Below are 25,364 nucleotides of genomic sequence, written 5' to 3' on the forward strand. Positions count from 1 at the left end.
AATAGCTGGAATATGTTTCATTTTAAGAAAACCCAGTCAGCGCGGCTTTTTTCCATGACCTGGCCGATCGCCCTGGAACTTTTGCTTACCGGGTTTATCAATACTGGTTCCACATATCTGCTGAACCAGTATTCCCAAGAGGCTGTGGCAGTTGTGGGAAGCTTGTCGCAGATGGTTACGCTGACCGTAAATCTGTATACAATCATATCGATAGGAGGCAGTGTACTTCTGGCTCCTATGGTGGGAGCTAACAAAAACCAGGAGGCCAGAAAATTAATTCAGACAATCTTATATTCCAATCTGTTGTTCAGTGGATTGGTAAGTATTGTTATGGTGTGCAACATTGACCGTTTTTTTGAAATGATGCAGTTAGATCCGTCTTTATATTCCATGGGGCGGGAGTATCTTCTGGCCAGTTTCGGATTGTCTGTGATGCAATCGCTTCTGATTACTTACGTGGCGATTTTCCGCAGTTTTGGAAAAATGAAGGATGTACTGATCTGCAATTTCACGGTATATCTGGTGTGTTTTTTTGTAAATTGCTTTATCTATTATGGAATTGCAAGGGAAAAGCAGCATTTGCTGTACTATACCATGGCTGGTATTATCGGACAGGCATGTGGGGTCAGTTACCTACACATGCGTCTGAAAAAATTCTTCTGGAAGGAATATGGATGGAGCAGACTGCCGGTAAAGGAATGGAAAGAATATCTAAAAAAGGTTCTGCAGTTTGGAACTCTTGGAGGGATGGAAGGAATCAGTTATCTGATTATCCAGACCATGGTGGTTTCCATGATGGGACTTCTGGGAACACAGGCACTGCTTGTCAAAGCTTATGTTGCCACTTTTGCAGGTTATATGGTTATCTGCAACAGTGCATTGAGTTCTGCTGTATTTGTTCTTACCGGCCAGCATCTGGGAGAAAAAAATTACGATGCCTTGCGATTGACCGATAAAGAGAGCAGAATCGTGGGCATCTTATTAACTGCGTTGGTAAGTGTGGTCCTGATTTTGTTCAGCAGGCCGATCTTAGATTTGTTTACAACGGACCAGAGCGTGATTCATCAGGTCAGGGTTATGCTATACATACAGCTGGCATTGGAAATCCTACGTGTTCCGGTATCCATACTTGTGGTGGAGCTAAAAGGAGTGGGGGAAGTGAAGATTCCTTTCCTTGTTGTGATCGCAGGTGGAATCTGTAATCTGGTGTTTTCCTGGATTTTCGGAATCCAGCTGAACATGGGCCTGCCAGGAATCTGGATTGGATATTTTGGGGATTTGCTGTTACGCTTATTGGTGGGGGGTCATTACCTAAAAAAAATTTTAAAAAATCCGGAAGTATATTTAGAAAAAATCAGTCTGTAAAAAACAGCCAGGGACAATTAAATTTGCCTCTGGCTGTTTTCTACGGATGGAAGAGTAACATCACAACGAAAAGTTTGCTGTGGGTATGACTAAACATGATTGCAAAGTATGGCATAAAATGATATCCTTACAATAAAATGAAGCTGTCGAGAAGAGCGTGTTAATATATAACTAAAATAAATGATCTAAATATATGGATAGGGGATATATATGACAGAGGATTTAAACCAACACAGGAGGTGAACCATGGAATTTCAGCATGAACTGATCATACCCAACGAAGGACTTCCGTTCAAAATCTTTTTGTTTGAGGGTGGACGTGGAAATTACGAGAGAGAAAAGCACTGGCATACTTCCATCGAGATTTTCGCCGTGTTAAAAGGCAAACTGACCTTCTTTCTGAATGAAGAGGAGTATCCACTTGAAGCCGGTGGTCTGATCATTATCAATTCGAATGAAATCCATTCCATCCACGCTCCGGGAAAGAATGAGACTGTGGTTCTCCAGATCCCATTGAAACAGTTTGAAAAGTATTTTACAGCCCAGCGTTTTATCCGTTTTACAAGTGCAGCCCGTGTTGCCAGGGACCAGAAGTCCAAGGCACCGGATAACCGGAAGCTGGCATTTTTCATCGAAGAGCTTTATAAAGTGTACAAGGCCAGGGAAGAAGGCTGGGAATACCGGACTATGGCACTGTATTACAATATACTTTACCTGATGATAAAAGACTACCGTGAGACAGAAGCTGCTCAGGAAGAAATCCAGGACAGCCGTCGGCTGGATGCATTGTCAAAAATTACCACTTATATGAGAGAACATTACAGGGAAGAACTGAAGCTTTCCGATATGGCGAATCTTTTTGGGTATTCAGATGCTTATTTGTCGCGAATGTTCAAAAAGTATGCAAAAATTAACTTTAAGGCATATTTGCAGGAAATCCGCATGTTTTATGCTTACCGGGAGCTGATGAATACAGAGAAAACAGTGGGACAGATCGCCTTGGACAATGGGTTTGCCAGCAGCAGGGCTTTCGCCAGGGAATTTCAGAAAAAGTATGGTGAGCTGCCAAGCGACCTGCGCAAAAAACAATAAATGTCAAAAAAGTGCTATAGATTAGACAAGAAAACCGTCGCAAAGCATACCAGAATATGGTATGCTTTTTTCAACTTGAAAAGCCTGTTTCAGGCAAAAAGGAGGTTAATCGTGAAGATTCAGAAAGTTACAGATCCGGCATTCCGCAAATACGGACAGGTGCTGGAGGGATACGACTTTACAAGCCTTATTAAAGAAATGAAACACACACCGGTTCCGGAGGATGTCATTTATGTTCCGTCCGTAGAGGAGCTGGAAGCATTGGATGTTATGAAAGACCTGCAGAACAAGGGTTATGGCGGACTGCCAGTCCAGATCGGATACTGCAATGGCCATAACAAGAAGCTGAATGCAGTAGAGTATCACCGTAATTCCGAGATCAATGTTGCAGTAACAGATCTTGTCCTTCTTATCGGACACCAGCAGGACATTGAGCCGGACCACACCTATGATACCTCTAAGATTGAAGCATTCCTTGTACCGGCAGGAACCGGAATTGAGGTATATGCGACTACACTTCACTATGCACCATGCCATGTAAATGATGGCGGTTTCCAGTGTGTAGTAGTCCTTCCTAAAGGAACCAACACTGAGCTCACTTTCACGACAGAGAAGACCGGAGAGGACAGCCTGATGACAGCTAAGAATAAATGGCTGATCGCACATGAGGATGCGAAGATCGAAGGCGCATTTAACGGTCTGAAGGGTGAGAATATCACTATTGATTGAGAAGAATATTAAATTCTAAACTTAGAATATTAAAATATGGAGGAATACATATTATGAACAATATACCAGTAGTAAAACTTGGACTTATCGCAGTAAGCCGTGACTGTTTCCCGATTCAGTTGTCTGAGAAGAGACGTGCAGCAATCATGGAAGCTTACAAAGGAGATCTTTATGAATGTCCAGTAACTGTTGAGAATGAGAAGGACATGGAGAAAGCTCTCGAGGATGTAAACAAGGCTGAATGTAATGCACTTGTTGTTTTCCTTGGAAACTTCGGACCAGAGACTCCTGAGACACTGATCGCTGAGAGATTCGACGGACCTTGCATGTATGTATCCGCTGCTGAGGGTGACGGTGACATGATCAACGGACGTGGTGATGCTTACTGTGGTATGCTGAACTGCTCCTATAACTTAAAGATGCGTCATCTGCAGGCTTATATTCCAGAATATCCGGTAGGCAGAGCTGATGATATCGCTAAGATGATCGCTGATTTCGTTCCGATTGCACGTGCTGTCATCGGTGTTCATAATCTGAAGATCATTACCTTCGGACCACGTCCACAGGACTTCTTCGCATGTAATGCACCAATCAAAGGCCTCTATGAGCTGGGCGTTGAGATCGAAGAGAACTCTGAGCTTGACCTTCTTGTTGCTTTCAAAGAGCATGAGAACGATCCACGTATCCCAGAGGTTTGCGCTGATATGGCAAAAGAGATGGGCGAAGGCAAATATTATGCTGACCTGAATGAGAAGATGGCACAGTTTGAGCTGACTCTTCTTGACTGGGCAGAGGCTCATAAAGGAGCTAGAAAATACGTTGCATTTGCTGACAAATGCTGGCCGGCATTCCCGTCACAGTTTGGATTTGAGCCTTGCTATGTAAACAGCCGTCTTGCTTCCAGAGGAATCCCGGTATCCTGTGAGGTTGATATCTATGGAGCACTCAGCGAGTATATCGGACTTTGCATTTCCAATGACGCTGTTACACTGCTTGATATCAACAACTCCGTTCCGCAGTACATCTACGACGAGGACATCAAGGGCAAATATGATTACAAGCTTACGGATACATTCATGGGCTTCCATTGTGGAAATACTCCTGCATGTAAGATGTGCGAGTCCAGAGCTGTTAAATATCAGCTGATCCAGCACAGACTTCTTGAGCCAGAAGGATCTGAGCCAGACTTCACAAGAGGAACTCTTGAGGGAGATATCGCAGCTTCTGATATCACATTCTATCGTCTGCAGTGCAACTCTGAGGGAGAGCTTGTTTCCTATGTTGCAGAAGGTGAAGTTCTTGACGTACCTACAAGATCATTTGGTGGTATCGGTATTTTCGCAATCAAAGAGATGGGAAGATTCTACCGTCACGTTCTGATCGAGGGAAACTTCCCGCATCATGGTGCAGTTATGTTTGGACATTATGGAAAGATTTTCTACGAAGTAGTGAAATTCCTCGGACTGGATGTTAAGAAGATTGGTTACAACCAGCCAGCTGGTGTAAGATATCCAACTGAGAATCCATGGGGCTGATTAGCTGAGTGAATAGAAAATTATAGGCGTATATAGAAACGGCCGTACCACTTTATGCGGTACGGCTGTTTTTCAAATAGGAGGATAAAAATGTATTTTATCGGTGTTGATCTTGGTACTTCCGCAGTAAAACTTCTTCTGATGGAAGAATCCGGAAAAATCTGTAATATCGTATCTAAAGAATATCCATTATTTTTCCCGCATCCGGGCTGGTCTGAGCAGAATCCGGAGGACTGGTACACACAGAGCATGGCTGGTATGAAAGAGCTGACAGAGGGAATTGACCGTTCTCAGGTTGCAGGAATCAGCTTCGGCGGACAGATGCATGGTCTGGTTACATTGGATGCACAGGATCAGGTAATCCGTCCTGCAATTTTGTGGAATGATGGCCGTACCTCCGAGGAGACCGATTATCTGAATAACGTAATCGGTAAGGACAAGCTTTCCCAGTACACAGCAAACATTGCATTTGCCGGATTTACCGCTCCGAAGATTCTCTGGATGAAGAAAAATGAGCCGAAGAAATTTGCAAAAGTAGTAAAGATCATGCTTCCGAAGGATTACCTGGCTTACCGCTTAAGTGGTTCCTTCTGTACAGATGTATCGGATGCTTCCGGTATGCTTCTTCTTGATGTTAAGAACCGTTGCTGGTCCAAAGAAATGCTGGAGATCTGCGGTGTAAAAGAAGAACAGCTTCCGAAGGTTTATGAGAGCTGGGAAGTTGTTGGAACTCTGAAGCCGGAAGTGGCAAAAGAGCTTGGATTTTCAGAAAATGTAAAAGTCATCGCAGGAGCTGGCGACAATGCGGCAGCAGCTGTTGGTACAGGTACAGTCGGCGATGGACAGTGCAATATTTCTCTTGGAACATCTGGAACTGTATTTATTTCCAGCAAGAATTTCGGTGTGGATGAACACAATGCACTTCATTCCTTCTGCCATGCAGATGGAAGCTATCATCTTATGGGATGTATGCTCAGCGCAGCTTCCTGCAATAAATGGTGGGCTGAGGAAATTCTTGGAACAAAGGATTTCGCAGCAGAGCAGGCTCCAATCCAGAAGCTTGGCGAGAATCATGTATTTTTCCTGCCATATCTGATGGGAGAGCGTTCCCCGCACAATGATCCAGACGCAAGAGGCGTATTTTTCGGCATGTCCATGGACACTTCAAGAGCAGATATGACTCAGGCTGTCCTGGAAGGTGTTGCCTTTGCTCTTCGTGATTCCCTTGAGGTTGCCAAGAGCCTTGGTATTAAGATTGAACGCACCAAGATCTGTGGTGGTGGAGCCAAGAGCCCTCTCTGGAAACAGATCATTGCCAATGTTATGAATATCAAGGTTGACGTTCTGGAAGTAGAGGAAGGACCGTCACTTGGCGGCGCTATGCTGGCAGCTGTTGGATGTGGTGTTTATCCGGATGTTGAGACTGCAGGAAAGAAACTTGCCAAGGTGGTAGATACCGTAGCGCCTACACCAGAGCTGGCTGCTAAGTATGAAGAGAGATACCAGAAATTCAAAGAACTGTATCCGGTTATGAAACCATTGTTTAAGAATCTGTAAGATGTGAAAATATTTATTATAAAATGTATAAACGTTTGGTATTAAAAGAATATTTGTTGCAAAAAAGTTAATAGAAGGAATTGTGAAAAAGTGATTGTTTTAGCTGGAAAAATGTTAATACAATCACTTTTTTGTATATTTTGTTATAATATATATTTATCAAGAACCTCGGAAATACCGTTTTCGTTATTTGTGTGCCGGGTAATATAATCGGCATACTTTTTCACTCCATCTGGTGCATTTGCCATGGCCACGCCAAGGGCGGCATGCCGGATCATGGAAAGGTCGTTGAAACCATCTCCAATCGCAATCGTCTGTTCTGGTGAGAAGCCATAAAGTTCGCCAATCCGGTCAATGGCAGCAGCTTTTGAAACCTTGCTGTTGAAAAATTCCAGATAGAAGGGCTTGGAGGTACAGAAGGTAACATTTTGAAAAGTATTTTGAATCTTATTTTGGGAAGGAGCTGCCTGGCGCAGCTCTTTTTCCATTTCGGAAATTCTTTCTACGTCATCATACCATAAGATTTTGGTAATCCCCTGCGCTAAAAGCTGATCTGTGTCTGGCATCAGAAGGGGCGCAACCCTAGTTGCCTGGCTGTATTCAAAAATGCGGTCATTCAGCTTGTTTCCGTATAATTTATTATCAGACCAGATACACATAGTGGTATCATATTTTATTCCTGCGTCCAGAATCAGACGGGCATCAGATGGTTCAAGCTCCTGGCGGTACAGAACCTTTCCTGTTGCAGAATCGAGAATCATGGCACCATTGTAGGTAATCACCGGGCCATTTATACCAAGCTGTTTCTGATAGCGTTCTACACCTTGCATGGGACGGCCGGTGCAGATGGAGAAAATAAGTCCTTTTGAAACAGCATTTCGTATTGCCTGGATGTTATCCGGAGTTATCTCATTGGCATCGTTGAGCAGGGTGCCGTCCATGTCGGCTGCTGCGAATTTGTATTTCATAGTGTCTCCTTGTTTTTGGAAAAGAAGAATTTCAGAGATTGGAACTGAACAGTTACTTTATTATTATACGGTTGAAAAGGTGTAATGACAATCCTTTTGGACTGTTTTTTGTGCAAGAAATTTTCGACAAAATGTTGACGAACATGGACAATCCGAGTATCTTATTACTATATTGTTTGAAATACTTGAAAATTAAGGTATATGAAATACCTGATAATCCGAAAAGGTGGAACAATGGACGAAGTAAATCATTATATGGACCAGATTCTTGAAATCAGACACCAGTCCCCGGAAAAAGAACGGGAACTGTGCCTGAAACTGCTGGAATTGGATAAAACTGAGTACTCCAGGGCATTTGCACATACATATCTGGCAGATGCTTTTCATTCTATGGGACAGCTTGATCAGGCTATGGATGAGTGCCATATGGCAATGCAGCTGATCGGAGAAGAGGTAAGCGAATACGAGAAATTATCCCTTACTTTGAATAATCTGGCAGGGGTGATCTATATTGGTCTGGATGATGAACAGGGGGCTCTTGACTGCTTTTTCAAAGAAATGGAAATTGCGGAACAGCTGGAAGATTATATAATGTGTTCTGCTGCTCTTGCCAATATTGCATTCGTATACAAGGAAGCTGGTGCTTATGACAAGGCAGAGCAGACTATGAACCGTGCATACCAGATGGCGAAAAAGGCCAGCGATAATGATACGAATATAGCATTTAGCGGAGAATTTTACAATATGCTGAAATCCGGACTGGCGCTGGAAAAAGGAGAGCCGGATAAAGCACTGGAATATCTGGAAGCTTTGGATACGTTAAAAGATGATCCTCTGGATGTGCCTCTTTTGTACGCGTCCTGCTATGCCCAAAAGGGGCAACGGGAAGCTGCACTGAGGGAACTTGCAAAAAGCTGGACGGAAGTGGAGAAGATACGGAACCGGTTTGAAAAGCTGTCCCATTATTTTGACATTCTTGATGTATTAATGACACTGAAAGAGTATGGGAAGGCAGAAGCATTTGCGCAAAAGGCAGAGGTACTTCTGGAAAAAGTGCAAAGTGCAGGAAAATGGACCAGACTCCTGGATTATGAAATAAAGATTTATACGGCACAGGGAAATGAAGAAAAACTGGATCGTGCTTATGAATTGTTTTTTGAATATGACCAGATATTCCACAAAGCATCCAGACAGGCTACTGTAAAGAGACTGCAGAAACGTATGGAATTGCAGGAAGAGGCTGACAGACATGAAAATATGGAAGCCTGGCGGGATATTTTGTTTAAAAGAAATGAGTATGATGAGCTTACCGGTGTATTAAACAGGCGTGGAATCCGCAAACATATGAGCGCCGCTTTGGAGGAAGCGAAAAAGAAACAGGAGAAATTTACTGTTTTGATCATAGATGTGGATTTTTTTAAAGAATTTAACGATACTTACGGCCATGTGGAAGGTGATAAATGCCTGAAACGGGTTGCAGAAATACTGAAAGAGGCTGTCTCGAAGAACGGGATGGTTGGCAGATACGGTGGGGATGAATTCCTGATCACGATCACAGGTGGAGAACTTACGGATGTCACACAGATGACAGCCAGGATCAAAGGTGAACTGAAAAATGCAGCAATTTTAAACGAGAAATCAAGGGTATCAGAATTTGTGACGGTGACAATAGGCGGTGTACATGTAACTCCGGTTTTATCAAAAGGGTTCTCCTGTTATGTGGAGAAGGCAGACCGGGTCCTTTATGGTTTAAAAAAAGGCTTTAAGGGTGATTTTGCAATTGCGGAGGCTTTGCAGGGAGACGAGAATGAACAGGGCGATTGAAGAAAAATGCAAAGAAGTAATAGAATACCGGTTTTCAGATCCCCAGAGGGCTTATGAAATATGCTGCCAGCTATTGAAGCAGGGAAGCGATGAGGAAAACAGCTATCTGATGGCATATGCCCGCTTATATATGGGCGATACTTTGTTCTCCATGGGGGACCTAAAGGAAGCGCTGGATAATATGCGTATGGCAGAGAAGCTTCAGCGTAAGTATGGGTATGAAGAGCTGCTTATGAAAAACTGTAATATTACGGCGATCATTTATGCGAATCAGGGAGATGGCCTGCTTGCACTGGACTATTATTATATGGCATTAAAATTCGCAAAAAAGCGGGATGATACTGCAATGCAGGCAATGATATATAATAATATCGGAGAGCTACTGCATAAAGTAGGAGACATGGATGGGGCTACCAGATATCTGAAAATGGCCTTTGAAATGTGTAAGAAGCGGGAAGAAAAAGAGAAGAAAAAAATATATAACAAAAAACAATATTGCATTAATATTGCGGATGGATGCATCGTAAAGAAGGATTATGCTGCAGCAAAGAAATTTCTGGATATGGCTGCTGATGAAGAGGGAAGTGAGACAGATACTGTATTTCCAGCGTCTGAGGTGAGCTGGAGTGTCCATAATATAAAGCTGTGCTATTATACCGGAGAGAGACAGAGGGCTGTTTCACAGGCGGAGAAAATGCTGGATTTACCCAGGGAAGCATATAAAGAGGTGGAATCCTTCTGGTGTTTTATAGAACTGGTCAAGGTGCTTATTTCAATGCAGGAGTACCAGAAAGCAGGAAAACTGCTGGAAATCCTGGATGAAGATAACAATGAAGACACCCTATTAAAACGCCGGGTGGAATTGCTTAAAGCATGGATCAGGTATTGCAAGGCAACTGGTGCCAAAAGAGAACTTCAGAAGTGTTACCGCAACTATTATGAACTGAAAAAAATAGTTAATGAACAGGAAAAAGATCTGATCGTCCGGGCGATTGATAACCGTTATAAACTGGAATATGAGAAAATGACAAATGAACAGCTGTCTGCAAATGCCAAGGAACTTATGAAAACCAGCGAGGTGGATGAGCTTACCGGAATCAGCAACCGTTATGGCCTGAAAAAGAAGTTTAACAAGCTGTGTGAGATTTCCAGATTCCAAAAAAGCAAGATATGTCTCTGTATTTTTGATATTGATAAATTTAAGGTATACAACGATGAATACGGGCATTTGAAGGGAGATGAATGCTTGAAGGAAATTTCAGAGCTTCTGGTAGAGACAGTAGGCGAGGAATACTTCGTAAGCCGCTATGGTGGTGATGAATTTGTGATCCTTGGACTCGATAAGTCTGATGCAGAATTGAGACGATTTATTGAAAAGCTTTTTGACAGGATCAATGCTGCGAAAATGCCATTCCTTAAGCATAAAGGTTTTGGAACTGTGACCATTTCCATGGGAGCAGTAAATAAGCTGGCAGAAAAGGAATACAGTCTGGCGGATTTTATTCATAATGCAGACCGTAATCTGTATCTGGCTAAGAAAAATGGGAAGAACCGGTATGTACTTGGATAGAGGATACAGAGGTTTTCAAAGAGACTCTGGAATACTTTAGGGTATATGGACTGGACTATGGTAAGATTCACATTGTTTTTAGAAAATGGGTATTGGATTTCGGCAATTAAGAGAATTGTTTTTTTTCCTGTAAAATGGTAAAATATTCAAGTGCTGTGAGTGAAATTCTTTCAGCGAAAAATAAAATAGAAAAGTGACGAGGTGTAAAGCTATGCAGGAAATGAAGCCAGTTAAAGAAGGCAAAGTACGCGAGATTTACGACAACGGAGACAGCCTGATCATGGTTGCTACAGACCGTATCAGCTGTTTTGACGTGATCCTGAACAACGAAGTGACTAAAAAGGGCACTGTTCTCACACAGATGTCCAAGTTCTGGTTCGACATGACCCAGGACATCCTGCCGAACCACATGATTTCTGTTGATGTGAAGGATATGCCGGAGTTTTTCCAGCAGGACAAATTCGACGGAAACAGTATGATGTGCCGCAAGCTGGATATGATTCCGGTTGAGTGTATCGTTCGTGGATATATCACTGGAAGCGGCTGGGCAAGCTACCAGAAGAATGGTACTGTCTGCGGAATTAATCTTCCGGAAGGTCTGAAAGAGTCTGATAAGCTGCCAGAGCCTATTTACACACCTTCTACCAAGGCTGAGATCGGCGACCATGACGAGAATATTTCCTTCGAACAGAGCGTGACTCATCTTGAGAAATATTATCCGGGACATGGCCAGGAATACGCTGAGAAGATCCGTGATTACACCATCGCATTATATAAAAAGTGTGCAGAATATGCATTGAGCAAGGGGATTATCATTGCAGATACCAAGTTTGAGTTTGGTCTGGATGAGAATGGCAATATTGTACTTGGTGATGAGATGCTCACACCGGATAGTTCCAGATTCTGGCCGGCAGACGGATACGAGCCAGGACATGGACAGCCATCCTTTGACAAGCAGTTTGCCCGTGACTGGCTGAAAGCCAATCCGGATAATAACTGGACACTTCCACAGGAAATCGTGGACAAGACCATTGCAAAATATCTTCAGGCATATGAGATGCTGACAGGAGAAAAACTGAAATAAAGTTTACATAACTTTATTGAAATATGCTTTACAGTAAGCGGGAATAAGAACGCCCGGGAGCTTAAAAACTCTCGGGCGTTTGTTGTTTGAAATTTCGATTATCTATGAATAGTAACGGATTTAGAACAGTCCTGTGATCTTACCAGTCTCGTCTACGTCGATCTTCTCAGCAGCCGGAACCTTCGGAAGACCTGGCATGGTCATGATCTCTCCTGTAAGTGCTACGATGAAGCCTGCACCTGCGGAAATTTTCAGGTTACGGACAGTTACTTCGAAGTCTGTCGGAGCACCAAGCTTGGTCTGGTCATCGGTTAAGCTGTACTGTGTTTTAGCTACACAGATCGGGCAGTTGCCAAATCCAAGTGCTTCCAGCTGTTTTGCCTGTTTCTGGGCATTTGCTGTAAGAACAACTCTCTTACCGCCATATACTTTCTGGACGATCTGGTTCAGTTTATCCTCGATGGAACCTTCCAGTTCATATGCATATGTGAAATCGTTCGGCTCCTCAACAAGACGGATAACTTCCTCAGCTAACTTCTTGCCACCTTCGCCGCCTTTTGCCCATACTTCGGAAAGTGCAACGTTAACACCAAGTTCTTTACATTTTGCTTCAACAAGGTCGAGCTCTGCTTTTGTATCGGTTGGGAATGCGTTGATTGCAACAACACATGGAAGCTTGTAAACATTCTTGATATTGCTTACGTGTTTCAGCAGGTTCGGAAGACCTTTCTCAAGAGCTTCCAGGTTCTCATTATTCAGATCTGCTTTCGGAACACCACCGTTATATTTCAGTGCACGGACAGTTGCAACGATAACAACTGCATTTGGTTTCAGACCAGCCATACGGCACTTGATATCAAGGAATTTCTCAGCACCAAGGTCAGCACCGAAACCAGCCTCTGTGATAGCATAGTCAGCAAGTTTAAGAGCCATTCTGGTTGCTGTTACGGAGTTACATCCATGAGCGATGTTTGCAAATGGTCCGCCGTGAACAATTGCCGGTACATGCTCCAGAGTCTGAACCAGGTTTGGTTTCAGGGCATCTTTCAGAAGTGCTGTCATAGCGCCCTCTGCGTGAAGGTCACCTGCTGTTACAGGTTTCTGCTCAGATGGTTTGCCATATGTATATCCAATGATGATTCTGGAAAGTCTTTCTTTCAGGTCTTTGATGTCACTTGCAAGACAAAGAACTGCCATGATCTCAGAAGCAACGGTGATGTCATAGCCGTCTTCACGAGGCATACCATTTGTTCTTCCGCCAAGTCCGTCTACTACGTTACGGAGCTGACGGTCGTTCATATCTACGCATCTTCTCCATGTGATCTTACGTGGGTCGATGTTCAGGGCATTTCCCTGGAAAATGTGGTTGTCGATCATTGCTGCAAGAAGGTTGTTTGCTGCACCGATGGCATGGAAGTCACCTGTGAAATGAAGGTTGATATCCTCCATAGGAACAACCTGTGCGTATCCGCCGCCTGCTGCGCCGCCCTTTACACCAAATACAGGTCCAAGGGATGGCTCACGAAGAGCTACCATAACATTTTTACCAAGCTGCTGCATAGCATCTGCAAGACCAACAGTAGTAGTGGTTTTTCCTTCTCCTGCCGGAGTTGGGTTGATGGCGGTAACCAGGATCAGTTTTCCATCTTTTTTATCTGTTTCCTTTAAAAGATTATAATCAATTTTTGCTTTGTATTTGCCGTACTGCTCAAGGTACTTGTCTTCAATACCTGCCTTTTTGGCAATCTCAGTAATTGGTTTCATTTCGCATTCCTGTGCGATTTCGATGTCACTTTTAAACCCCATAATAAAAGCTCCTTTCGTTGTGTAAGATTAAATGGCTGTTTGATGCCTTCCGATAAAAAAGGGCAGTATCTGATAATTCAAATACTGCCCAGACGGTCGGCTCCTTAAGTTACTGTAAATATCATTCACAATAACTTCCTTGATCTGCTCCCGAAGTCCCTGTGGTAAACTCCACGATCCGTCAGTATTCAGAAGCTTTTCAATTGATGTGTCTATTGTATCATTAAAAAGACATTTTGTCAAGAAATTAACAGACGGCATTATTGTCAAAAAACACAATAGATATTTGTGGAAATTTACAAAAGTTTTTTGGATGACAAAAAATATTTCTTCTTTTTAGAATGTGTTCAGAAACGCTTCACAAAAATTTTATTAACTGAATAGTTGCGTATGAAAGAAAGTATTGTTAGAATGTAACTATTCAGAGTATGGCTGATACGTCACATAAACAGAAGATGGGATATTGTGGCGGTTATGTTTTTGAAGTGAACTGTAATTTTGAATGTGCAGTGAAGGTTCTTTATAAGTGAAGTTTCTTTATATAAGAAAGGTTAAATGATTAAATGAACAGAACAGAATTTCTGGATACATTGAGAAGCCAGTTGTCCGGGCAGATGCATGAAGGCAAGGTGGCTGCGCATGTGCGCTATTATGAGGATTATATTCAGTCCCAGGTGAGGAAGGGAAGAAATGAGCAGGAGGTTCTTGCAGAGCTTGGAGATCCAAGGCTGATCGCCCGTACTTTACTGGACACAGACGTAGATAATGGACAGGTGGATTACGAGGAATACAGCACCTACTCAGATAATACAGACAATTCAGGGGAAAAGGCCGGGGAGCATGTACATGTATGGCGGTTCGATACCTGGTACAGTAAGCTGCTTGGAATTGTGATCCTGCTGATTATTGTATTCTTACTGTTCCATATTCTGGTTGCTGTGATTCCGTTTTTTGCAATTCTGGCAGTGGTCTTGTTTGTTATATCGCTGATCAAGAACCGCAGCTGAGGGGAAAGACACTTCGTGCCGGAGATAATAAGAAAATAATGTCTGAAAGATAGTAATAGATTTAGGAGAAAGAGTTTTCATGAGTAGTATAACAATAGAAGAATTAAAAAAGTTACCCGCGGATTCTTATCAGATCATTGACATCCGTGATGAAATTGAGATTTCCCATGGCGCCGTGAAAGGTGCTGTGGCGTGTAAGCCAGAGGAAATCCAGGCGAATCAGGAAATTGATAAGACGAAGAAGCTTGTGATCTGCTGTAGCCGTGGAATCAACAGCAGGGAAGTTGCAAAGAAGCTTGCAGAGGACGGGCTGGATGCCGTGAGCCTGGAGAAAGGCTATATTGCCTGGCTGATGGACGTGATGAAAAGCTCCCAGGACGAGGATTTCGCCAAAAATGTGGAAATAAGTCTCCGCAAGAAATTCAAGAAAAAAATCTGGTCAAAATTTACGAAGGCAATCAACACCTATGAGCTTGTGAAACCGGGAGACCGGATCGCAGTCTGTATTTCAGGTGGCAAGGATTCCATGCTGATGGCCAAGTGCTTCCAGGAACTGAAGCTTCATAACAAGTTTGATTTCGAAGTGAAATTCCTGGTAATGGATCCCGGCTACAGCCCGGCGAACCGTCAGGTCATCGAGGAAAATGCGCGAAAACTGAATATTCCTATCCGTATTTTCGAGTCCGATATTTTTGAATCTGTATTTAATGTGGAGAAATCTCCCTGTTATCTCTGTGCCAGAATGCGCCGCGGACATCTGTATGCCTTCGCGAAAGAAATGGGCTGCAATAAGATCGCACTGGGCCACCACTATGATGATGTTATTGAGACGATCCTTATGGGAATGCTTTACGGAGCCCAGGTGCAGACCATGATGCCGAAGCTTCACAGCACCAATTTCGAAGGAATGGAGCTGATCCGTCCGCTTTATCTGGTGAGAGAGGATGATATTAAGGCATGGCGCGATTACAATGACCTGCATTTTATCCAGTGCGCATGTAAATTCACGGATACCTGTACCACCTGCAACAATGAGAACCGTTCCAAACGTGTGGAAATCAAAGAGATGATCCGTGATCTGAAGAAGGTGAACCCATTTGTGGAGGGGAACATTTTCAAAAGTGTGGAAAATGTAAATATTGATACGGTTGTTGGATATAAGCAGTATGGAGTGAGACATTCTTTCCTGGAAAATTATGACCGGAAGGAAGAGAATGAATCTGGAAAAAATGTTGAATCTGGAAAAGCTGCCGAATCTGAAAAAAATGTTGAATTTGAAAATACTGCCGAATCGGCAGATGAATAAAGGAAAAAGATTTTTCTGGTATCGCGAAGCGTGTTGCTGTGAACGAAGTGAAGCGTAACGTGTGATGCCGTGAAAGCTTTGAATAATTTATCTGTTGTGAATGCAAAATTAAGGATATAACAAGCCAAGGTCAGGAATTATGGGAGACCTTGGCTTGTTTTTTGCTAATTGTCCCGGCTTACCGGAAATGCTCTGCGAGGCATGTGAGTGAATGGTAATTATTTATTTTCCGATCTTTCCAAGAAGCCATACACAAAGCATAATGATTAAAATGGCAGTGAAAATTCCAGCCATTCCTTTTGCCATAATTTCAAGGGCAATTATGATATTGGATGTATTCATAGTTTAAAATCCTCCTACTGTTTACAGAATATCCGGCAATGTGCCTGAAAGAAAACGTGTCTGGGTGTGGAAAGCTTTATAAAAATTTCGACACCAGGTTGATAACCATGCCGCCCGCAATGACAGAGGCAATCTGCCCGGACACGTTGGCTCCTGCGGCCTGCATGAGAATTACATTGGTGGGATCCTCCTTCATAGCCATTTTCTGAACCACACGTGAAGACATTGGAAATGCAGAAATTCCGGCACCACCGATCATAGGATTGATCTTGTTTCTCAGGAAAAGATTCAAAAACTTGGCAAGAAGAACGCCTCCAATGGTGTCCATTACGAAGGCAAAAAGTCCAATAGCCAGGATCAGAAAAGTCTCTTTTGTTACAAACTGGTCAGCCTGCATGCTAAAGGAAATCGTAATTCCAAGAAGCAGGGTGATCAGATTTGCCAGAATATTCTGGGCTGTGTCAGACATGGTTCCAAGGACACCGCACTCCCGGATCAGGTTGCCGAACATCAGAAAGCCTACCAGTGAAACTGATTGAGGCGCTACCAGGCCTACGATCACTGTAACGACAATGGGAAAAGCAATTCGCATGGTTTTGGAAACGGATTTTGGGTTGTATTCCATGTGGATGCAGCGTTCCTTTTTGGTGGTGACAAGACGGATGGCAAAAGGCTGCACAATTGGAACAAGAGCCATGTAGGAATAAGCTGCAACTGCAATGGCACCTATATATCTGGAACCCAGGATCTGAGACACCAGAATGGAGGTGGGGCCGTCTGCTGCGCCGATGATTCCGATGGAAGCCGCATCTTTTAAGTCAAATCCAAGAATAACTGCTATAAGAATGGCAGCAAAAATTCCAAACTGTGCACCTGCGCCAAACAAAAACAGGAATGGATTGGAAAGAAGAGGACCGAAGTCGATCATGGCGCCAATTCCGATGAAAAGTAAAATCGGCATAACTTCTGAAGCTTCAATCCCAACATGAAAAAGCCATTCAATGACTCCATTTGCCTGAATGCCGCCTGCCAGAGTCTGGTTTAATACTCCGGAAAAAGGCAGGTTCACAAGAATCGCGCCAAATCCCATTGGCAGGAGCAAGGCCGGTTCGAATCCTTTTTTGATGGCCAGCCAGATTAAGGTGATGCCTACAGCAAACATAATGATCTGTTGCCAGGTTAATGCAAGTATTCCATCTGTTAAAAATTCCATTTCGTATACCTCCATCCTTTTTGTTGTAATATGAATGATAAATGGCAAGGAAAACATTCATATTTGTGAGTATTGTTATAAAAATAAAAAAGACTCTTATTACAATAGTGCATACATAAAGATATGCAGATATTGTAATAAAAGTCTTGCCATTTCAATTTCCTGCGGGCGACGACCTTAGAATCGTCTGCCGTTCTGACGCACGAAAATCCATATACAGGTCTCGCCTGCCTTTTCATGACAGTGAGACGGGATATGCCTGCTACTCCCTTTTATTAAGGCAATTATAAAGGATGGATTTGTAGGTGTCAACCTGCAAGTTTGAAATATAACTGTCTGCTCTGGCTTGTTTGTAATATTCACTCATGATAAAATAGGAGCAAACGAACTGTTACGAAATGTAGTAATCAGAAAAGCTCAATTGAAATTCTGGAGAGAAATAAAGGAGTAGAACATGTTATATTTTGAAAATGATTATTGTGAAGGGGCCCATGAGACGATTTTAAAAAGATTAGTAGAAACCAATATGGAGAAGGTTCCTGGATACGGACAGGATTCCTATTGTGACCAGGCAAAGGAAAAAATAAAACAGGCCTGCGGATGCCCGGATGGAGAAGTGTACTTCCTGGTAGGCGGAACCCAGACGAATGCAGTGGTGATCGCTTCTATGCTGAAGCGTTATGAGGGAGTCCTTTCTGCAGTTACCGGACATGTAAATGCACATGAAGCAGGAGCCATTGAATTTACCGGGCATAAAGTGCTGCCGCTGCCACAGAAAGAGGGCAGGATTTCTGCCACAGATCTGAAAGATTATCTGAAAACTTATTATGCTGACGGAAGCTACGATCATATGGTTTTCCCAGGAATGGTTTACCTTTCACATCCTACGGAATATGGCACTCTTTATACGAAAAAGGAACTGGCTGACATTTCAGCTGTGTGCCATGAGTATGAAATCCCGTTATTTCTGGATGGAGCCAGACTGGGCTACGGGCTGGTGGCAGAAACGGATGTAACCCTAAAAGATATTGCCGCTTACGCTGACGTATTTTATATTGGCGGAACCAAAGTAGGCGCACTGTGCGGAGAAGCCGTAGTTTTCCCCAAAAAGGCACCGAAGCATTTCTTTACCATGATCAAACAGCAGGGCGCCCTTCTTGCAAAAGGAAGACTGCTTGGAATCCAGTTTGATACGCTTTTCACGGACAATCTGTATCTGGAAATCAGTAAGAATGCTATTGAAACTGCCGCAAAACTGAAAATGGCTTTCAAAGAAAAAGGCTATGAGTTTTTTATTAATTCACCGACCAACCAGATTTTCGTCATTCTGGAAAATAAGAAGATGGAAGAGCTGGGCGAAAAAGTAAAGTTCAGTTTCTGGGAAAAATACGATGAAAATCATACGGTGGTTCGCTTTGCAACAAGCTGGGCGACGAAGATGGAAGATATTGATGCGTTGATCGGTATTCTGTAGGATGGTGATTGCGCAAAAAAGTTTGGCGCAGCAGTTCACATATTTTACGGAAAGGTTTCAGAGAGATATTGACGCCTTTTTGGAAAGATATTATAATAAAACCAGGCTTTGACCGTTTTTATTTAGAAAAATAGCACAATATACAGCGCAAAAATCTGTATATGATAGAACAACAATGGGAGGATTTTACGAATGGGAGCAGCAGAAGCAAAACAGGCAATTCTGGAGAACAGAACTGCACTTGGAATCGAGTTCGGTTCCACAAGAATCAAGGCAGTTCTTGTAGATGGAAATAACGCACCGATCGCCTCTGGCGGTCATGAGTGGGAGAACCGCTATGAGAATGGGGTATGGACATACAGTCTGGAGGATATCTGGTCAGGTATTCAGGATTGCTATCAGCAGATGGTAAAGGATGTCCAGGAGAAATATGGTGTAGAACTGACAAGCGTTGGTGCAATCGGAATCAGTGCCATGATGCATGGCTATATGCCATTTGATAAAGAGGGCAATCTTCTGGTTCCGTTCAGAACCTGGAGAAACAATATTACAGGAGAGGCAAGCAGGAAGCTTTCTGAGCTTTTCCAGTACAATATCCCGCAGAGATGGAGCATTGCACATCTGTACCAGGCAATCTTAAATGGAGAGCCGCACGTGAAGGATATTGATTACATTGCAACTCTGGAAGCATATGTACATTGGAAGCTGACAGGCAAAAGAGTACTTGGAATCGGTGATGTAGCCGGAATGTTCCCGGTAGACAGCACAACAAAGGATTACAATGAGAAGATGGTACAGCAGTTTGACGAACTGGTTGCTTCCTATGGCTTCCCATGGAAGCTTCGCGATATCCTGCCGAAATCCCTTGTGGCAGGACAGGATGCAGGAAGTCTTACAGAAGAAGGTGCGAAACTGCTTGATGTAACAGGCAGACTGAAAGCAGGAATTCCGATGTGCCCGCCGGAAGGTGACGCAGGTACCGGTATGGTTGCTACTAACAGTGTTGCAAAGCGTACCGGAAATGTTTCCGCTGGTACCTCCGTATTTGCCTCCATCGTTCTGGAGAAAGAACTGTCCGCTCCATATTCTGAAATCGATATGGTTGCCACTCCATCCGGACATCCGGTTGCAATGGCACATTCCAATAACTGCACCTCTGATCTGAATGCATGGGTAAACATTTTCCGTGAATTTGCAGAAGCAATGGGAATGGATGTTGATATGAATAAGCTTTTCGGAACCTTATATAATAAGGCTATGGAAGGGGATGTAGACTGTGGCGGACTTTTGTCCTACTGCTATTTCTCAGGCGAGCATATGACTGGATTTACAGAGGGAAGACCACTGTTTGTACGTTCTCCTGAGAGTAAATTCAATCTTGCGAACTTTATGCGGACCAATCTTTATACCTGTCTTGGCGCAATGCGGGTAGGTCTTGATATTCTGTTTAAGAAAGAGGGCGTAAAGGTTGACCGTCTTCTTGGACATGGTGGTTTGTTTAAGACAAAAGGTGTTGGTCAGCAGATTCTTGCAGATGCAGTAAACGCACCGGTTTCCGTTATGGAGACTGCCGGTGAGGGTGGTGCATGGGGAATTGCAGTACTTGCCTCCTATCTGGTAAATAAAGAGGAGAATGAGACGTTGGAAGATTTCCTGGATACCAAGGTATTCGCGGGAAATCAGGGAAGCACTCTGAATCCGGATCCGGAAGGAGTAGAAGGCTTCAATATGTTCATGGACAGATATATGAAGGGACTTCCGATCGAGCGCGCAGCTGTGGATTCCAAGATCTGGTAATCGTTCAGGCTGAAAGTAGTGTCTTATGAGGGTTTCCTGCATATCAGGGTTTGATTTTTTGCACAGACGCTGGTATGTGGGAAACCTTTTATGTTATAATCAGGGAAAACAGCGTTTCAAGATTTTACAGGAGAAAGCTATGGTTTTTAGTTCAATGCTTTTTTTATGGATTTTTCTGCCTCTTGTACTGGCAGTATATTATATTGGTTCCAAAGGAATTGGGGCAATCTGTGCTGCGCATTCTTCCGGCAGAGCATCCAGCTCACGGTTCAGGAAAGTCAGTAATGGGATCCTGATATTTTTCAGCCTGCTTTTTTATGCATGGGGTGAGCCTGTTTATATTTTTCTTATGTTGTTTTCCGTGGCAGTGAATTTTGCAGGGGGAATTCTGCTGGAGCAGAATCCTGGGAAAAAGAAGGAAATTCTTGTAGGAACGATTCTTATCAATCTTGCCCTTCTTGGATATTTCAAATATTTCAGTACGGCAGCAGAGGCTATAAGGGGAATCTTTTTTCCAGATGGAACCGGAACGGCTCTTTTTCAGGGGGCTTTGCCTATCGGAATTTCTTTTTATACCTTTCAGGCACTGTCCTATGTGATCGATGTATATCGCGGAGAAGTGAAAGCACAGCATAATTTCTGGGATATGCTTTTGTATATTTCCTTTTTTCCACAGCTGATCGCAGGTCCCATTGTGAAGTATAAGGACATTGCGGCACAGATTTCGGGAAGAAAAGAAACCATTGAAAAGTTCGCAGCAGGCATTATGCGCTTTTGCTGGGGACTTGGGAAAAAGGTACTGCTTGCCAATTCTTTTGCAAAAGTAGTGGATGACATTTTTAAGTACGGTCCCTATGCGGTGTCCCGGAAAGCCTTGTGGCTTGGGGCCGCCCTTTATATGCTGCAGATTTACTATGATTTCTCAGGATATTCGGATATGGCAATCGGTCTTGGGAAAATGTTTGGATTTGAATTTCAGGAAAACTTCAATTATCCGTATGTGTCCGGTTCTGTACAGGAATTTTGGAGAAGATGGCACATTTCCCTGTCCTCCTGGTTCCGGGATTACGTGTACATTCCCCTTGGAGGAAACCGCAAGGGGACGGCATGCACATACCGGAATCTGCTGATCGTATTTTTCCTTACCGGAATGTGGCATGGGGCAGGAATGGCGTTTATTTTATGGGGGCTTTACCATGGGCTGTTTCTGATCCTGGAACGCGCATGGCTTGGGAAAAAGCTGGAAAAACTGCCGAAAGCAGTGGGATGGAGTTATACCATGGCAGTGGTGTTCTTTGGCTGGATATTATTCCGTGCAGAAGACCTTTCCCTGTTTTTTTCCTATGTAAGAAATCTGTTTGTATCTCACGGGGGAATTATTCTTCTGTCTGCATATCTTGACAGAAAAATGATATTTTTAATAATAACCGGAATTTTATTTGCAGGAATTATACAGAGATTTTATAAAGTGCTCAGAAATCATTTTTCAGGGAAAATTCCGGCGGATGGAGTGGTGACCATACCGAGAATCATCGCCAGTGTAGTGATCTTCTGGCTTTGTGTGACGGCACTTGTAAACAATAGCTATAACCCATTTATTTATTTCAGATTTTAACGGATAGAATATGAAAAAACAAAAAGTATTGATCGCATTATTTGTAGGAAGCCTGGTTTTTCCCAATCTTATCTGGGGAGTTTTCCAGGATAAGTTTGACACAGAAAATAACGAAAACAGGGAACTGGCAGGCTTTCCACAGGTAAGTGTGTCTGGGATTGCTGAATTTCCCTCACAGTTTGAGGCCTTTTATAAAGATCATGTTCCATTTAAAAATGTGCTGGTAAATTTCAGCAATTTTATAGATACGGAATTTTTCCAGAATACGAAAATTGGGGATGTGGTGATCGGAGAGGATAACTGGCTGTTTTATCTGCCCTCGAAAGATGGGGAAAATGCCATGGCAGATTATCAGAAAACCAATGTATACAGTGAAGAGAAATGTGCCGAGATCGCGGGCAAAATACAGAAAGTCCGGGATTGGTTCCTGGAAAATGGAGTGGAGCAGTTTCATTATTACATTGCGCCAAGCAAGGAGACGATTTATTCGGAATATATGCCTGAGAAACCGGAAATCATCGGAACAGGGGAATCCAGGATGGAGGCTTTTGCCGGTTACATGAAAGAAAATTCAGATGTGGAATTCGATTATCTGGAGGATTATCTGGAAAAATATTCCAAAAAGTATCAGCTATTCCGAAAATATGACACCCATATGAACAATCTGGGAGGTTATATTACAAATGAAAAAATTGTCCAGGATATGACTGGCGATTGCCTTCCGATTGGGGCAATCCAGGTAATGATGGGAACAAATCCATGCCGGGGTGATCTGTCCAGGATGATTGGCAGATATAAGGAACTTGATGATGACCGGGAGTATGGGCTGGATCATTTCCATGATGGAATACGCTACAGAGTGCGAAAAGAAAAAAGTGAAGGCGGAGAAGAGATACTGAAGGTTTTTAAGTCTAATTCAGATAATGAGAAAACATTGATGGTGATCGGTGATTCTTTCCGGCTGCGTCTTGAGAAATATATGCCTTATCGTTATAAGAAGACCATTTTTGTGCGGATCGATGATTTTGACCAGGAGCTTCTGGAAAAGTATGCACCGGATGATGTTGTGATGATCACGGTGGAAAGAGACCAGAGATATATGGAAAATCTGGATAGCTATATCATACAAAATAATGAACAGTTACAATAAAGTGTAAGAAATTATCGGAATATTATAATAACATTGACAATAAGTATGGTAAATGATATTCTGATATTAACTTGTTTTGTCAAAAATGGCTGTTATGGTACGTTATACAGATTATGACCGCCAATTGACAAATCGTGAAATTTATAAGGTTATTTGCCTAAGGAGGACATTATGAAGAGGAAGAAAGTTACTGCGATCTTATTAGCATCTCTTATGGGAATCAGTACCATGCCAGCTACAGCCTGGGCAGCAGATTCTTACAAAGAAACCGAAAAAGCAGCAGTTGCCAAGGCAATTCAGAATCTTGGAGAAGAATACGCCCAGAGCCTTTCTGAATTGAACACGGATGAAGTAAAAGGCAGTGCAGATATAAAGGTGAGTCTGGATGATGGTGGAAAAGCAATCCTGGGAATGCTTTCACCGGTGGATATCTCATGGCTTTCAGATGCCTCCATTGATACAGATGTCAGCCTGAGCGGAAAGAATCTGACAGAAGCCATGGATGTAAATGTGAATGGCACTAAGATCTGCACAGTGGAGTATTATTTTGATACTGAGAATTCAGAAGTTTACATGAGAATTCCAGAGCTGAGCGACGGCTATATCAAGATGAACATGGATGAGATGACACAGGAAGCTGTGGAAGAGGCTGACCAGAATACAGACTCCTCTTTCTCTGCAAGTGTGGATATGGCAGATGCCATGAACAACTATGTATCGACTCTGGAGAATCTTCCGGAGGCAGACACGCTTACTTCTATTTTGACAAGATATACAGACATTATTTTTGATAATGTGGCAGATGCGGAGAATCCGGGCGTACAGGAAGCTGTTGCCGGGGATGTAAGCCAGGAGCTGACCGTACTGGAAGGACATGTTACACAGACCGAGGCTCTCCCGATGTTCCAGCAGATTCTGGATACAGCGAAGACGGATGAAGAACTGAAGGGTGTGATCGAGACCTGGACAGTTGCAATGAACAATCCGGATTACACTTATGAGACCTTCCTGGAAGCAATCGAGGATATGGAGAAGGATCTGGATGTAGAAGCAGATGAGACAGATGAATCCGGCTTTGTACTCCGTGCATGGGTTGACGGTGATGGCGAAGTGGTTGGGCGTGAGTTCCTTATGAACGATGGAGACCAGGATGAAGAATTGTTCAGCTATCTGTGTACAACAGATGGTGAGAAGAGCGGATTTTCTTTCCAGATGGGCTCTGGAGATGATTCCTTTGCATTTGAAGGAAGCGGTGAGAAAACGGGTGACTTGTTAAGCGGAACTTATACACTTTCTTCTGCTGGCTCAGATGCGGCGATTATTGAAGTAACTGATTATGATACACAGGCTATGAAGGATGGAATCTGGAAAGGTACTTACATGATCTCCAGTGCTCCGGTTACCGATGAAGATGGCAATTCCTATGACCCGTTAGGCGGAATGCAGCTGATCTTTACTGCTGACGGTAAAGATGCGAATAACATAGAGTGGAATCTTGCTCTTGCAATGAGTGGCGCTACACTTGGTTCCATTTCTCTTGCTGGTGATAATGTGGGAACTGATCTTAGTGCAATTGATGTGGCGTCTCTGACAGATGTCTATGATTTTGGTAATGAGGATGATATTGAGAAATATACAGCTTCCATGAACCTGGATGCTCTTACAGAGAATCTTACCAGTGCAGGCATGCCAGAGGGCTGGCTGGATGATCTGAGTGCTGCAATGGCTGGATCCGGCGCCGAAGAAATTACGGATGAGGAAGCTGGAACAGCTGAGGAAGAGCAGACAGATATGGCAGGAGATACACTGGATGATAGTGAGGCACCTGCAGCATAATTGAGTCCAGGGTAATCGGGCGTTAAACATACCAGTTGCTGTTAAACACACTCTGGTATGCGATGGCAGCAAAAATATAATAGAGTAAATTATG

The 25,364-nt window shown here is 43.2% G+C and carries 17 protein-coding genes, 1 pseudogene and 1 riboswitch; of the genes and pseudogenes, 15 read left to right on the forward strand and 3 right to left on the reverse strand.

The genetic code is table 11. The features are described 5' to 3' along the window. The first annotated feature begins 12 nt into the window (after positions 1-12). The 5 genes from ACTQWB_RS00365 (at position 13) to xylB (ending at position 6,278) form a co-directional block, all read left to right on the forward strand. Positions 13-1,365, forward strand: a complete 1,353-nt coding sequence (locus tag ACTQWB_RS00365) for an MATE family efflux transporter (RefSeq protein ID WP_441499833.1) — start codon at positions 13-15, stop codon at positions 1,363-1,365. A 246-nt stretch (positions 1,366-1,611) separates the two neighbouring features. Next, positions 1,612-2,457, forward strand: a complete 846-nt coding sequence (locus ACTQWB_RS00370) for an AraC family transcriptional regulator (RefSeq protein WP_441499834.1) — start codon at positions 1,612-1,614, stop codon at positions 2,455-2,457. A 111-nt stretch (positions 2,458-2,568) separates the two neighbouring features. After that, the gene (locus ACTQWB_RS00375) at positions 2,569-3,186 is read left to right on the forward strand and encodes a DUF4867 family protein (RefSeq protein WP_441499835.1); all 618 of its coding nucleotides are present in this window, start codon (positions 2,569-2,571) and stop codon (positions 3,184-3,186) included. Positions 3,187-3,239: 53 nt separating this feature from the next. Further along, the gene (locus ACTQWB_RS00380; protein WP_441499836.1) at positions 3,240-4,721 is read left to right on the forward strand and encodes an L-fucose/L-arabinose isomerase family protein; all 1,482 of its coding nucleotides are present in this window, start codon (positions 3,240-3,242) and stop codon (positions 4,719-4,721) included. 90 nt (positions 4,722-4,811) lie between these two features. Continuing rightward, the gene (gene xylB / locus ACTQWB_RS00385; protein ID WP_441499837.1) at positions 4,812-6,278 is read left to right on the forward strand and encodes a xylulokinase; all 1,467 of its coding nucleotides are present in this window, start codon (positions 4,812-4,814) and stop codon (positions 6,276-6,278) included. 143 nt (positions 6,279-6,421) lie between these two features. On the opposite strand, the gene ACTQWB_RS00390 is transcribed toward xylB, so the two are convergent. Continuing rightward, on the reverse strand, positions 6,422-7,246 hold the full coding sequence (locus tag ACTQWB_RS00390; RefSeq protein WP_441499838.1) for a Cof-type HAD-IIB family hydrolase: 825 nt from the start codon (positions 7,244-7,246) through the stop codon (positions 6,422-6,424). Positions 7,247-7,480: 234 nt separating this feature from the next. On the opposite strand from ACTQWB_RS00390, the gene ACTQWB_RS00395 reads away from it, so the two are divergent. The 3 genes from ACTQWB_RS00395 to ACTQWB_RS00405 all read left to right on the forward strand — a co-directional run bounded on the left by ACTQWB_RS00395 (position 7,481) and on the right by ACTQWB_RS00405 (position 11,724). Then, the gene (locus tag ACTQWB_RS00395) at positions 7,481-9,070 is read left to right on the forward strand and encodes a diguanylate cyclase (protein WP_441499839.1); all 1,590 of its coding nucleotides are present in this window, start codon (positions 7,481-7,483) and stop codon (positions 9,068-9,070) included. Continuing rightward, positions 9,054-10,640: a diguanylate cyclase gene (locus ACTQWB_RS00400; RefSeq protein WP_441499840.1), complete on the forward strand. Its 1,587-nt coding sequence runs from the start codon at positions 9,054-9,056 to the stop codon at positions 10,638-10,640. Before ACTQWB_RS00395 ends, ACTQWB_RS00400 begins: the two co-directional genes overlap by 17 nt. Before the next feature lie 211 nt (positions 10,641-10,851). Beyond that, entirely contained in the window at positions 10,852-11,724 is an 873-nt protein-coding gene (locus ACTQWB_RS00405; RefSeq protein WP_441499841.1) for a phosphoribosylaminoimidazolesuccinocarboxamide synthase, read from the forward strand. Positions 11,725-11,844: 120 nt separating this feature from the next. Here ACTQWB_RS00405 and ACTQWB_RS00410 read toward each other — a convergent pair whose 3' ends face one another. After that, positions 11,845-13,530, reverse strand: a complete 1,686-nt coding sequence (locus ACTQWB_RS00410) for a formate--tetrahydrofolate ligase (RefSeq protein ID WP_441499842.1) — start codon at positions 13,528-13,530, stop codon at positions 11,845-11,847. Positions 13,531-13,609: 79 nt separating this feature from the next. Then, positions 13,610-13,729: riboswitch (ZMP/ZTP riboswitch) on the reverse strand. 364 nt (positions 13,730-14,093) lie between these two features. Between ACTQWB_RS00410 and ACTQWB_RS00415 the strand changes: the two genes are divergently transcribed. Together ACTQWB_RS00415 and ACTQWB_RS00420 are read left to right on the forward strand one after the other, a co-directional pair. Beyond that, positions 14,094-14,537 (forward strand): DUF1700 domain-containing protein, encoded by a 444-nt coding sequence (locus ACTQWB_RS00415; protein ID WP_441499843.1) that lies wholly within the window; start codon positions 14,094-14,096, stop codon positions 14,535-14,537. A 79-nt stretch (positions 14,538-14,616) separates the two neighbouring features. Beyond that, positions 14,617-15,468, forward strand: a pseudogene (locus ACTQWB_RS00420) (ATP-binding protein); the annotation flags it as partial. Between the two features lie 793 nt (positions 15,469-16,261). Here the strand turns inward: ACTQWB_RS00420 and ACTQWB_RS00425 are convergent. Further along, a complete protein-coding gene (locus tag ACTQWB_RS00425) occupies positions 16,262-17,398 on the reverse strand; it encodes a sodium ion-translocating decarboxylase subunit beta (protein ID WP_441499844.1) in 1,137 nt (378 codons plus the stop codon). Positions 17,399-17,852: 454 nt separating this feature from the next. Between ACTQWB_RS00425 and ACTQWB_RS00430 the strand changes: the two genes are divergently transcribed. The 5 genes from ACTQWB_RS00430 (at position 17,853) to ACTQWB_RS00450 (ending at position 25,270) form a co-directional block, all read left to right on the forward strand. Continuing rightward, positions 17,853-18,872 carry a threonine aldolase family protein gene (locus ACTQWB_RS00430; protein WP_441499845.1) on the forward strand — a complete coding sequence of 340 codons (1,020 nt, stop codon included), beginning with the start codon at positions 17,853-17,855 and terminating at the stop codon, positions 18,870-18,872. Between the two features lie 192 nt (positions 18,873-19,064). Next, the gene (locus ACTQWB_RS00435) at positions 19,065-20,669 is read left to right on the forward strand and encodes a xylulokinase (RefSeq protein ID WP_441499846.1); all 1,605 of its coding nucleotides are present in this window, start codon (positions 19,065-19,067) and stop codon (positions 20,667-20,669) included. A 139-nt stretch (positions 20,670-20,808) separates the two neighbouring features. Further along, the gene (locus ACTQWB_RS00440; protein WP_441499847.1) at positions 20,809-22,284 is read left to right on the forward strand and encodes an MBOAT family O-acyltransferase; all 1,476 of its coding nucleotides are present in this window, start codon (positions 20,809-20,811) and stop codon (positions 22,282-22,284) included. Positions 22,285-22,294: 10 nt separating this feature from the next. Beyond that, complete coding sequence (locus ACTQWB_RS00445) at positions 22,295-23,434, forward strand: alginate O-acetyltransferase AlgX-related protein (RefSeq protein ID WP_441499848.1); 1,140 nt, start codon at positions 22,295-22,297, stop codon at positions 23,432-23,434. 171 nt (positions 23,435-23,605) lie between these two features. Continuing rightward, a complete protein-coding gene (locus tag ACTQWB_RS00450; protein WP_441499849.1) occupies positions 23,606-25,270 on the forward strand; it encodes a hypothetical protein in 1,665 nt (554 codons plus the stop codon). Positions 25,271-25,364 lie beyond the last annotated feature (94 nt).

This window comes from Blautia sp. HCP3S3_H10_2 (genome assembly GCF_052122375.1).
In the GTDB taxonomy this organism is placed as follows: domain Bacteria; phylum Bacillota; class Clostridia; order Lachnospirales; family Lachnospiraceae; genus Blautia_A.